General features: G+C 64.1%; 12 protein-coding genes and 1 tRNA gene. 7 read left to right on the forward strand and 6 right to left on the reverse strand.

Features of this window, described 5'->3' with window-relative positions; translation table 11 throughout:
- Positions 1 to 46: 46 nt before the first annotated feature.
- On the reverse strand, positions 47 to 1,519 hold the full coding sequence (locus tag ACFV9G_RS17900) for an MFS transporter (protein ID WP_378728846.1): 1,473 nt from the start codon (positions 1,517 to 1,519) through the stop codon (positions 47 to 49).
- Positions 1,520 to 1,602: 83 nt separating this feature from the next.
- On the opposite strand from ACFV9G_RS17900, the gene ACFV9G_RS17905 reads away from it, so the two are divergent.
- Complete coding sequence (locus ACFV9G_RS17905; protein ID WP_378728847.1) at positions 1,603 to 2,076, forward strand: MarR family winged helix-turn-helix transcriptional regulator; 474 nt, start codon at positions 1,603 to 1,605, stop codon at positions 2,074 to 2,076.
- Between the two features lie 25 nt (positions 2,077 to 2,101).
- On the opposite strand, the gene ACFV9G_RS17910 is transcribed toward ACFV9G_RS17905, so the two are convergent.
- A complete protein-coding gene (locus ACFV9G_RS17910) occupies positions 2,102 to 2,779 on the reverse strand; it encodes a TetR/AcrR family transcriptional regulator (protein ID WP_378728848.1) in 678 nt (225 codons plus the stop codon).
- 143 nt (positions 2,780 to 2,922) lie between these two features.
- Here ACFV9G_RS17910 and ACFV9G_RS17915 point away from each other — a divergent pair, with 143 nt between their 5' ends.
- Together ACFV9G_RS17915 and ACFV9G_RS17920 are read left to right on the forward strand one after the other, a co-directional pair.
- Complete coding sequence (locus ACFV9G_RS17915; RefSeq protein ID WP_378728849.1) at positions 2,923 to 3,798, forward strand: Scr1 family TA system antitoxin-like transcriptional regulator; 876 nt, start codon at positions 2,923 to 2,925, stop codon at positions 3,796 to 3,798.
- Positions 3,799 to 4,093: 295 nt separating this feature from the next.
- Positions 4,094 to 4,169, forward strand: a tRNA-Lys gene (locus ACFV9G_RS17920).
- 54 nt (positions 4,170 to 4,223) lie between these two features.
- Here ACFV9G_RS17920 and ACFV9G_RS17925 read toward each other — a convergent pair.
- Both ACFV9G_RS17925 and ACFV9G_RS17930 read right to left on the reverse strand, forming a co-directional pair.
- Complete coding sequence (locus ACFV9G_RS17925) at positions 4,224 to 4,403, reverse strand: hypothetical protein (protein WP_378728850.1); 180 nt, start codon at positions 4,401 to 4,403, stop codon at positions 4,224 to 4,226.
- Positions 4,404 to 4,890: 487 nt separating this feature from the next.
- On the reverse strand, positions 4,891 to 5,463 hold the full coding sequence (locus ACFV9G_RS17930; RefSeq protein ID WP_378728851.1) for a hypothetical protein: 573 nt from the start codon (positions 5,461 to 5,463) through the stop codon (positions 4,891 to 4,893).
- On the opposite strand from ACFV9G_RS17930, the gene ACFV9G_RS17935 reads away from it, so the two are divergent.
- From ACFV9G_RS17935 to ACFV9G_RS17950, 4 genes are all read left to right on the forward strand, one after another.
- Positions 5,444 to 5,938 (forward strand): hypothetical protein, encoded by a 495-nt coding sequence (locus ACFV9G_RS17935; RefSeq protein ID WP_378728852.1) that lies wholly within the window; start codon positions 5,444 to 5,446, stop codon positions 5,936 to 5,938. The genes ACFV9G_RS17930 and ACFV9G_RS17935 overlap by 20 nt on opposite strands.
- Before the next feature lie 222 nt (positions 5,939 to 6,160).
- On the forward strand, positions 6,161 to 7,255 hold the full coding sequence (locus tag ACFV9G_RS17940; protein ID WP_378728853.1) for an ABC-three component system protein: 1,095 nt from the start codon (positions 6,161 to 6,163) through the stop codon (positions 7,253 to 7,255).
- Entirely contained in the window at positions 7,255 to 7,767 is a 513-nt protein-coding gene (locus ACFV9G_RS17945; protein WP_378728904.1) for an ABC-three component system middle component 2, read from the forward strand. The genes ACFV9G_RS17940 and ACFV9G_RS17945 overlap by 1 nt, the downstream gene beginning before the upstream one ends.
- A complete protein-coding gene (locus ACFV9G_RS17950; protein WP_378728854.1) occupies positions 7,764 to 9,641 on the forward strand; it encodes an AAA family ATPase in 1,878 nt (625 codons plus the stop codon). Before ACFV9G_RS17945 ends, ACFV9G_RS17950 begins: the two co-directional genes overlap by 4 nt.
- A 304-nt stretch (positions 9,642 to 9,945) precedes the next feature.
- Here ACFV9G_RS17950 and ACFV9G_RS17955 read toward each other — a convergent pair whose 3' ends face one another.
- Positions 9,946 to 10,413 carry a hypothetical protein gene (locus ACFV9G_RS17955; protein WP_378728855.1) on the reverse strand — a complete coding sequence of 156 codons (468 nt, stop codon included), beginning with the start codon at positions 10,411 to 10,413 and terminating at the stop codon, positions 9,946 to 9,948.
- Positions 10,414 to 10,448: 35 nt separating this feature from the next.
- The coding region (locus ACFV9G_RS17960; protein ID WP_378728856.1) for a hypothetical protein at positions 10,449 to 10,827 on the reverse strand (379 nt) is incomplete at its 5' end.

A 10,827-nucleotide genomic window follows, 5' to 3' on the forward strand; every position in this document is an offset into this window, starting at 1 on the left:
GGCTCAGAGCTGGTCGGGCCCGCTGCCGTATCGGAGCGCTGCGGAGTCAGTGCGATCCGGCGAGCACCGCGTCGTCCGCGGGGTCGTCGGCCGCCTCCCGGCGCGGCCGGGGGATGAGGAGCACGATCAAGGCGCCGACGCCGGCCGCCAGCGCCCCGATCACGAAGCAGAGCTGGAACGCGCCCGCGGTCGGGATCTCGGGTGCGCCGGGGGCGAGGACGGTGGTCTGGCTGGTCAGCACGATGGCCATCACCGCGCCCGCGACCGTGGTGCCCATCGAGCGCATCAGGCTGTTCAGCCCGACGCTCGCGGCGGCCTCGGCGGAGGGGACGTTGCTGAGGATGAGCGTGGGCATCGCGGCGTACCCGATCCCGACGCCTGCCGAGGCGACGCAGGAGGCGAGCATGAGCTGCCACGGGGCATCCATCAGGAAGACCGCGACGACGTAGCCCGCGGCCAGGACGACCGCGCCGATCGCCATCGTGCCGCGTCCACCGAGGCGGGTCAGCAGCCGCGAGGAGACCGGGGTGAAGAGCATCATCATCAGACCCGCCGGCGCCATCCACATGCCCGCCTGGAAGATCGTCTGGCCCAGGCCGTAGCCGGTGGCCTCGGGCATCTGGAGGAGCTGTGGGACCACGATCGACTGCGCCATCATGCCGAAGCCGATGAGGACGGCCGCGATGTTGGTGAACAGCACCGGCTTGCGCGCGGTGGTGCGCAGGTCGACGAGCGGGTCGTCGTGGCGCAGCTCGTACCACCCCCAGAGCAGCAGGATCACGACGCCACCGATGATCATGCCGAGGGTCTCGGGCTCGGCCCAGCCCCAGTCGTTGCCCTTGGAGACGCCGACCAGGACACCGACGAGCCCGGCCGCGAGCCCGAGCGCGCCGACGATGTCGAGGCGGCCGGGGTGGGCGTCGCGTACGTGCGGGACGACGGCCGCGGTCAGCACGGTGACGACGAGGGCGAGGCCGGCGGAGACCCAGAAGAGGGTGTGCCAGTCGAAGTCCTGGGCGATCCAGGCGGCCAGCGGTAGGCCGAGCGCGCCGCCGACGCCGAGGGTGGCGCTGACACCGGCGACCGCGGTGTTGCGCAGGTGCTCGGGCGCGACCTCGCGCACGAGGCTGATCGCGACCGGGATGTAGCCCATCGCCATGCCCTGGAGCACGCGGCCGACCAGGACCGGGCCGACGGTGTCGGAGAGCGCGACGATGACGGAGCCGATCACCAGGATGATGCCGGAGATCACCAGGACGGGCTTCTTGCCGTAGAGATCGGCGAGGCGGCCGGTGACGGGCATCGTCACGCCGGCGCCGAGCAGCGTGGCCGTGACCACCCAGGAGGCGGTGCTGGCCGTGGTGGAGAGCAGCTCGGGGAGCTCGCTCTGGATCGGGATGACCAGTGACTGCATCAGCGCGGCGCAGAGGCTGCCGAAGCAGAGCACCATGATGACGGCCACGGCGCCACCGGTCGAGCGCGTCGTCGGCTCGCGGGTGGTGGACGGGGAGGAACTCAAGACACACCTCTGATGTGTAATCTACATATTGACGTATGTATGCTACACATTGTGAGGTCGGAACGACAATGCCTGGAGATGTGATGCCGTCCACAACGCCCGCTGCCGAGGACCCGCTCTTCAGGAAGATCAGCCCGGACCTGACCGCCGATCGCCGGCTGGCCTCCCTGGTCGGGCGACTCGAGGTACACCGCCGTCTCGCCGAGGACCGCAGTGCGCTCAACCATGCCGACGGACGCCTGCTCTGGTTCCTCTCCGACGGCCGGCCGCGTACGCTCCGGGAGATCGCCGACGGGCTCAACCTCGAGCAGTCGACCGTGAATCGGCAGGTGAACGCCGCGCTCTCCGCAGGCCATCTGCGGAGGTTCGCCGAGCAGGGGCGTTCGGCGCGACTGATCGAGCCGACCGAGGAGGGGCTCGCCGTCTATGAGTCGGCCTCGGCGCGGGCGCTGGGCGCCTATGCGGACGGGCTCGCGGCTCTGGGAGACGAGTCCGAGAAGTTCCTCGAGCTGCTCGAGGGCTTCGTGGGTGCCTACGGTGAGGCCGTCCGGGAATGACGATGCGCAGTGTCGCCGGAGCGGCTCAGCCGCCCATGAGAGGGGTGGCGGCCGTGGCCGCCGAGGCGATACGGAGGTCGGGGATCCCGCAGGCGCGCAGGCAGGTCGAGGCGATGAGGGCGGCGGTCGCGTCGTCGATCGGCACGCCGCTGCTGCGGAGGCTCGTGGTGACCTCGACCAGATGCATGAGCATCTCGCCGAGGTGGCCTTGCCCGGCTGCCGCGGCGACGCCGGGCGCCGCGGCCCTGGTGGCCATCCGCCCGTAGGCACCGGCGAGCTCGGCGCGAACACTGCGGAAGGCGTCGAAGGCGTCGCTGCTGGTCACGTCGGGATGGGTGGCAAGCATGCCGATGTTGTCCGGCGCCTCGGCGAGCGTGTGGATGTCGACGAGGGCCAGCAGGTAGAGCGCGGTCTCGGGACTCGTGGTCGCGGTCAGCTGCTCGATCTGGTCGACCCGATCGACGGTGGGTCGGACGGATCGCTCCAGGAGCTCGGCCAGGATCTCGTCCTTGCCGGTGAAGTGGTAGTAGAGCGACGCCTGCCTGAGCCCGACCCTGTCGGCGATCTCCCGCGTCGAGGTGGCCGCGAAGCCCTTGGTCACGAACAGCTGCGCCGCGGCATGAAGCACCTGCTCGCGCGGTGGGGCAGCCGTGTCCGAGGGGACGAGGCGCGGTCGTCCGGGGTGGGTTCGTCGGATGCTCATCGAGGCCCTGCCTTCCTGTCGACGTGACCCCGAATCCATTGCAGCATAATATTTCGATCCTGCCAATCATGATGTGCATCTGGACGTCGGGTATGCCCATCGGGCACCATGGTGGTTCCGATCCGTAGAAGGAGGCCGTCGCCGTGCCCCGCCCCAACCGTCGAGCCCGTGAAGCACTGACCGACGCGCTCCGGGATACCCGCCGCGCCGCCGGCCTGACCGGGGCCGGTCTGGCGGATGCGCTGGGCTCGGGCTGGTCCCAGCCCAAGGTGTCGAAGATCGAGTCGGGTCGGCAATCGGTCTCCGCGGCCGAGGTCCGTGCGTGGGCGGCCGCGGTGGGTGCCGACCGGGAGATGCTGCTCGCGCTGCGCGCCCGCGCCGACCAGGAGCATGCCGCGTTCCGTGACGCTCATCCGGCCGGCGGCGGTGCGGAGCAGCACCAGGATGCGTACGCAGCGACCGAGGTGGCTGCCAAGGTCCTGACCAGCTACCAGCCGCACAGTGTCCCCGAGCTGTTGCAGACCCCCGGCTATGCACGTGCCCTGCTGGCGTTGGCAGGTGGTTCGCGTGACCGGGACGGCGTTGCCGGAGAGGTCTCCCGCGTGATCGCGGCTCGGCTGCGTCGCTCGGCGATCCTCTACGAGCCCGGCCGGACGATCACCATCCTGGTCGGCGAGGCCGCCCTCCATCACCTGGTGGGCTCGCCCGAGATCATGCAGGCCCAGATCGATCACATCGCCGACCTGGCGACCACCACCCAGGCAAGGATCGGCATCGTCGGTTTCGAGAGCTTCCCCGTCCTGGTCCAGCACGGCTGGGACCAGCGCGACCGGATCGTCACCCTCGAGACGAGCGCCGGCGACCTCGAGATCGCGGATCCGGTCGAGGTCGCCCGCTACGAGCGCTGGACGCAGCTCCTGCTCGAGCATGCGCTGAAGGGCGAGGCGGCAGCCGAGCGATGTGCCCGGATCGTCAGCGAGCGCGGAAGGTCGTCGACTCGGCCGGGTGACCTCGAATAGGACACGGCTGCTGCTCCGGTAGACTCCCGGCGGGCCGTTAGCTCAGTTGGTAGAGCAGTGGACTTTTAATCCTCGCTACGCGGCACCTCCGTCCACGCGGGCGCGACGCCAGTTCGTCCTATTCGGGCAGGTCAAGGTGCGTTTGATTCTGTCCGGTTCGTACTGGCGTTCGATGAATGTCTACGGGTGTTCGTCCCCTATTTCTCCCCAGAGATTGGCCCGGCGCGGGATAGGCGGTCGGTCGGCTGGGTGACCTGCTTTGGTGAGGATCTGGGGGGTGCGGCAGACTGTCCTCGGGCCGTTAGCTCAGTTGGTAGAGCAGGAGACTTTTAATCTTCGGGTCGTCGGTTCGAGCCCGACACGGCCTACCAGCGACCAGGGCTCCCAGTGCACGCCGTGCACTCGGAGCGCTGGCTGTTTGGGTGCTACATGTCGTCGTCGAGGGCATCTTCGATGCGCTTCATCGCGGCTGGGCCGTGGCCGTCCACTGCGTGCGCGTAGACCTTCGGGAGTATCGCCGAAGTCAATCCGGAGGCGGCACCTGCGACGTACACTCTGCGGAACACGGCAGGGGATGGCTTGGGATGACGGGTGCGGATGAGCATGTCACCGAGGTGACTGAGCCAAAGTACTCCTGGGCCGGGTGGTGGAGCACCGTAGCCACGTGCAGTTGCGGGTGGCGGAAGAAGGTTTCGACCGACCATGCACACGAGGGACCCCCGCTCGCGGAGAGTTTCGCCGCTACCCACAAGGAGCGGCTCTCCCCGAACCCGGAGCCGAACTCCGAGTCGCCAACCGAGCCGCCACTCTCCCGGCCGTCTCGTGCCGGTCGGGGGATACCTGCGCCCTCCGGGTGCCTTCTCCTGCTGGTGACAGCAGTCGCCGTGTTTGTGATCTGGGCTGTGGACGCCTCCAACGATTCCGCGCAGTGGTGCGAGGAAACCGAACAATTCTATCGGGACAACCCGTACGACTCGAATGAGACGATCGCGAAGGACTACGCGCTGTATTGCGACTGATACCGACACGGCGCCCCGTCTTCCTGATTGGAGGGCGGGGCGCCGTGCACTCGGAGCCCTGGCTGCTTGGGTGCTACTTCTCGTCGTTGAGAGCATCCTCGATGCGCTTCATCGCAGCTGGGCCTTGGCCGTCCACAGCGTGCGCGTAGACCTTCAGGAGTACGTCGACGCCATGCCCGGCCCATTGGGCGACCAGGGTTGGCGGGGCCCCGGCGGCGAGCCAGGTCGATACGGCGGCGGCGTGGCGCAGATCGTAGGGCCGTTGAGCTAGCGGTGACTTCTGTTCGGCCTCGGTGAATGCCGCCTCGCGGGCGGTCTTGAATGCCCGCTCGACTGCGGCGAGCGGAACCGGGCGGGAGAGGCTTGCGGGCATCGGTCGCCCGAACTTGCCGACGCGGCTGACGAACAGCCAGCCTCCTGGGCCGGTCTCGAACCGTTCGAGGTGGTCGCGGAGCAGCTTCACGAGTGGCGGCACGAGCGGTACGGGCCGTGTCGCGGTCGTCACCCGGTGCTTCAGTCCGCGTTCTTCGCCGAGCTTGCCGTCATCGGTCCATGCCTTGCCGGCGTCGGTGTACGAGCCAGCGAGGATCGCCTCACCCCAGCCAGTCTCAGGGAGCTTGAGGTCCGTGCTGCGGAGGTTCCGCACCTCGCTCGGTCGTAGTCCGGCGTCGGCCGACTACATCCACTTCGCCCGAATCAAGGTCGGTTCGGGAAATGAGGACGGATACCGGATGGTCACCAAAGGTGCGCTCAACGAGCTGCGGTTGCGCCGGGACATCATCTGGGAGAACCGGCGATACGGCGCAACCTACGCTGTGGACCGGCCCGGCTTGGTCGAGGCGCTCGGGAGCGGGATGCCCGTGATCCATCTCGGGCAACCTGGGGCCGTTGATGCGGTCCTGAGATCGCTCCCGGAGGCTCGGTGGGTGGTGGTCGAGCTGTGGTGTCCGGCCTACGTTGCCGAGATGAGATTGCGGGCGCGCGGTGATTCCGACCTTGCCCAGCGCATGGGCGCGTGGCATGAGACGGCGAGGCTCAACTCTGCTGACCTGCGCGTCAATACGGCGCTGGTGTTTCCCGAGTTCGTGGCCAGCATGATCGACACGACGGTTCGTGCCTGACTGAGGGGTGCGCTGGCTCACTCGGCAGATAGCTTGCTGTAGCGATCGCTCTTACCTCAAGTTGGTGACGCCCTCCCGCGGGCTCGACTAGAGCACGCCGGCGACCTGCTATTCAAAGTCCGGCGTATCTGAGAGCAGTGGGAGCCTGAGTGACCGGTGCGTCGAACTTGCTGCGGGGCCCGAACGGGTGTGGGAGCCTGCTGTAGAAGAACTGGAGGTCGCATGTCTGGGAACACGACGGATGAGGGGGTCGTCCTTGTCGCGATGCCAGCGCCAACCCTCTTGGACGCTGAATCCTGGGCGCCGACGACGAGTCATCTCGCGCTTACGCCGGAACAGCGCCTATCGATCTACAGCGATAAGCAATGGGAAGAGTTCGTGCTGGAGTGGGCCACGACCCTGCCCTATGCGACTGTGGCTCGGAGCGGCGGGGCTAACGACCACGGCGTCGATGTCGTTGGATTCTCAACTGAGTCTGGTTTTGACGGCGATTGGGACTGCTTTCAATGCAAGCAATACGGCCGAGCGCTGCGGCCGGGTGATGCACTCCCTGAGATACTGAAGATCGTGTTGGGTGCCATGTCTGGACACTACACCTGGCCACGTGCCTATCGATTCGCTGCTCCCAAAGGTTATGGCACAGGGATCTCAAACCTAATTCACTCTCCATCAAATTTGCGCGATGCACTGTGTGAAGCGCTAAGGAAATCTAACAGCGCTCTTGCAAAGGCAACGGGCGGGCACTCCTTGCATGAAGTTCTTAAGTACATCGATGGAGCGGATTTCTCGATCTTCGGGACCGTTGAACTTCATGAACTCATAACTGGCCACTCTCAGACGCGATGGCACTCCGTGCGGTTCGGAGTTGAACTTCCAAACCGTCCCGACCCGGTTGTTCCGGCTATCGAGCCAGCGGTCGAAGAGCAGCGGTACATCTCGAAACTGATGGATGCCTATGCCGAACGCCACGGCCGCGAATTCACTCCCACGAATACCGCTACTGATGCGAAAGTTGGGACGCATTATCTACGGCAGAGAGTAGCCTTCTACAGCGCCGAGTCGCTGCGGCTTTTCGCTCGCGACTCAGTCCCGGAGGGAACGTTCGACGCCTTGCAACAGGACGTCTTTGACGGCGTCATTGATATTCACGACGTCGATCACTCGGACGGTCTTGAGCGGCTATTCCAGGTTACTCAAGCGGCGCGATCTCTGGCGATTACAGGAAACGGCCTCTTGCCGGTCGTACGCGTCAGTGATCGCACAGGCATCTGTCATCAGCTCGCTAACGAAGATCGGTTATGTTGGTGTGATGAGTGATGGAAACTCTTAACAGTCCGCTCGAACTTGGGCTACGTGCCTTGGTATTACTGACGACTTCCTATCCGCGTTCATTTGATATTGATCGACTGGTTCTAATGGACTATTGCCTCATTCATAGTGGAGACCTTGGGGGGCCGCCAAGTGTACTCCCGCCAGTTCCGAACCGCGGCGGAGAACTTGGCCTAAAACGTTCGATTCTTGAGCACGGTGTTCAACTGATGACTCGTGCTCGAATGGTCGACGTCGAGATGACCTCGGAGGGGATCACGTATCGAGCTAGCGAGGAGGCGGCGCCCTTCCTTCGGCTAGTGGATTCGCCTTTGATGCCGGTTCTTACGGACGTCGCGATGTGGGTGGCGACCGAGTTCGGTGAGCAAAGTATCGAGGAATTTCGGGAAATTATCTGGACTGTTGCAAGCCAGTGGAATGAACAGTGGAACGACGATGGTTTCGGTGATCTAGTCGCGAGCGCTGATTCACCAGTAGGCGATGAAGGTGGGCTGACGTGATTCTTCTTCACCTGACTGCTGTTGGATCTGGTGTGCCCGCGGCAACGCTAGAGTTCGCTCCTCGTTTGACGGTCGTTTATGGGGCATCTGAGGCTGGCAAGTCGTATATTGTCGAAGCCCTGGACTTTATGCTCGGTGGCTCCTCCAGGCTCCGATCTATACCCGAAGCGGACGGGTATTCGGCGATGTTGCTTGGCATCGACTTCGGGACGAAGGACGTTGTCACTCTCGCGAGAAGCATGCGTGGCGGGCGCATTGCGGTATTCGAGGAAGACGTGCGCGAGATACCTGACAGATCGCCCGACTTCAACCTGAGCCCGAAGCACGTAAGGGACAGTGCCGAGAGCATTTCTCACTACTTGCTTGATCGAATGGGCATCGCCAACGCCAAGGTCAGGAAGAATAAGCGTAACGAAGTGGTCTCGATGAGCTTCCGCAATCTTGCTCATTTGGTCCTCGTTGACGAAGAACGGATTCAGTCCCGCACGTCTCCGGTCGAAACCGGCAACTACTCGACGCGCACCTCCGAGCGATCAGTGCTGAAGCTTCTCTTGGAAGGCGAGGATGATTCTGGCCTGAGTGGAGGAGAAGACCCCACCGCCTTTCGCCAGGTTAACCGTGGGCAGATGGAAGTTCTCGAACGTGCCATAGCGCAGGCTCGCGAGCAGTTGGACGGGGCTCCTTCGCGGGAGGAATGCTCCGGCCAGATGATCAGATTGGATGCGTCGATTGGGGTCGCATCGACGTACGTGTCGACTGACCTGATGGTTCGCGACCGAATTGTCGATCGCCGGGTCGAACTGCAGGACGAGCGTAGACGCCTTGTGGCGAAGGCGGCCGAGGCAGATGTTCTTTATCAGCGATTCTCGCTGCTGGATTCGCAGTATGAGGCAGATCTTGGCCGACTCGAGATGGTTAAGAACGCGGGCACACTCCTCGGGTATTTCGACGTTGAATCGTGCGTCTTCTGTGGTGCTGCTGCAGAACATCAGCAGCGTGAGCACGCTGTGTATGAAACGGTTCTGCTGGGTGAGTCAGTGGATGCTGAATCCCGTCGTACACGGGCACTACGCAGGGACTTGGAAGCCACGATGGCGGCCGTTCGTGATACTCGTGACGACGCAACTACACGCGCAGATGAGCTCGGCGAGGAGATAGCGTCCGTAACGGCCGAACTGGCTGAGGTCGACGATCAACTGAGCCCTATTCGGGAAGACCTGAGTGCGCTAATTCAGCGGCGCTCGCAGGTCGAGCGTTGGCTGAGTCTGTGGCATCGTGTTGACGACCTAGACCAATTGATGGTGACGGTCGCTCGACAGAAGGCAGCGACTTCGGACGAAGTTGCCGGTTCCGTCGGCATGGGCACCGAGCGATACTTCTCCGAGACGCTTCGACGCATCCTGGAGGCGTGGCACGTTCCAGGTGCAGAGACTGCGGAGTTCCGCATGGCAGACCCCCCGGACGTCGTGGTCGAGCAGCGCTGGCGGGCTGACAGGGGCAAGGGTATGCGGTCGGTGCTTCACGCTGGATTCAGTGTTGCGTTGAGCGAGTATTGCCTCGAAAGGGATTTGCCGCATCCCGGATTCGTTGCACTGGATACGCCAGTGCTCACGTATCGCGATGCGGACACGGCGATTCTCCGTCGTGGGGGCAGAGTAGAGCCAGGGAATGTCGCGCGCGGGGACGACGAGTTGATGAGTCGCACGGTGGCGCAGTCCTTCTATGACTACCTCGCGACAGGCCATCCTGGACAGACCTTGGTGCTCGAGAACCAGACCCCGCCTCGTGTGGAGGCGGAAGGCTGCAAGGTGGTGTTCTTCACCGGAGTAGCTGAGCACGGGCGCGCGGGTTTCTATCCAGTCCGGATGATCTAGAGCCCAGGGTTGCCCTCTTTGACCTCGAAGGTTCGAATCCTTCACCTGCCGCGCCTGGAAGAACACCCCGGTGGCCAGCGGAAACGTTGGCCGCCGGGGGTTCGTTTGTCTGAGCGTGTCCGGCCTGTCTCGCCATCTACATGCATTCACGTCCACGGAACGTCCATTGGCAAGCCTCGGCACGTTTTGGATGGTTCGGACTGACGTTCAGACCCGGGGGGCTTGCCAAGCTCCGTCGAGCCCTACAACTTCACGAGACGGTCACCGGTGTGACCCGCGCGCGGTTGGTGGGCACATCAGAGCGTCAAGCGCCGCCCCTAATCCACACTTCTCGTCGTTCGGCAAGGCCGAATGCGCCGGCGCGCCGGTACTTGATCCTCAGGTCGGTCAGATTTGGGACCGTTGCAGTCAGAGTGTCGCCCGGGGTGATCACCACTCCACGCCAGGAGTGCTGACGGTCCAATCGTTTGATTTCGGAGACCTCATCGTCAATCCGCAGCGAGATCCCGCGGCGATCGTCTACGTCCTCGCTCAACCTCCTCCAGCAGAGCTTGTCCTCATGCATGGTGTCGGCGCCTTGATAGTCGACGGACAGAATCAGCACAGGCAGTGGCGAGTCGTTCTGGATCTGCCACGTGTCATAGACCGGCTCGTTTGACAGCGGGTGCTCGGCCAGTGGGCGTCTCGTAAGCACGACGCCACGTGGCAGGACGACCCATAGCGCGAACCCGGTCAGGATCGAAACAGCGGCATTCACGACGAGATCCAACATGAGCTAGGTTCCTAGGTCTGGCAGTTCTTTGCCGCTTAGACCGAAGAGTCCGAACCTCCGCTGCTCTCGATTGAGGTGCCTTCAGTCGCGAGCCGCCCCAGTGCGGCCTTTGCCGCTGCGCGGGCCGCAAACGCGTAGGCGAGGGCGTTGCCGACTTCCATGACGAGAGCCACTCGGTTGATATCGGCCGGGTTCTGTTCGAGCCGATTCATCTCGGAGAGGGCCCATGCGAAATACAGCAACATGACCATGGTTGCGATGAACCAGGACGCGGCGTCAACCATATGTACGTCGCTCACGTTGCTGTTGGAGGTGTCGTCCCGGGAAACGCTCGCTGCAGCCGCCGCAGTTTCCACAACGTCGTCGAGTTTGGTGAGAAGACTGGCCCACTGGTCGGTCTTGACGTTGGCCGTG

This window comes from Nocardioides sp. NPDC059952, assembly GCF_042730435.1.
Lineage (GTDB): Bacteria > Actinomycetota > Actinomycetes > Propionibacteriales > Nocardioidaceae > Nocardioides.

Coding starts and splice junctions, on each gene's coding strand:
- ACFV9G_RS17905 (WP_378728847.1), top strand. CDS start 1,603: ATGCCGTCCACAACGCCCGCTGCCGAGGACCCGCTCTTCAGGAAGATC.
- ACFV9G_RS17910 (WP_378728848.1), bottom strand. CDS start 2,779: ATGAGCATCCGACGAACCCACCCCGGACGACCGCGCCTCGTCCCCTCG.
- ACFV9G_RS17925 (WP_378728850.1), bottom strand. CDS start 4,403: ATGCTCATCCGCACCCGTCATCCCAAGCCATCCCCTGCCGTGTTCCGC.
- ACFV9G_RS17940 (WP_378728853.1), top strand. CDS start 6,161: ATGTCTGGGAACACGACGGATGAGGGGGTCGTCCTTGTCGCGATGCCA.
- ACFV9G_RS17945 (WP_378728904.1), top strand. CDS start 7,255: ATGGAAACTCTTAACAGTCCGCTCGAACTTGGGCTACGTGCCTTGGTA.
- ACFV9G_RS17955 (WP_378728855.1), bottom strand. CDS start 10,413: ATGTTGGATCTCGTCGTGAATGCCGCTGTTTCGATCCTGACCGGGTTC.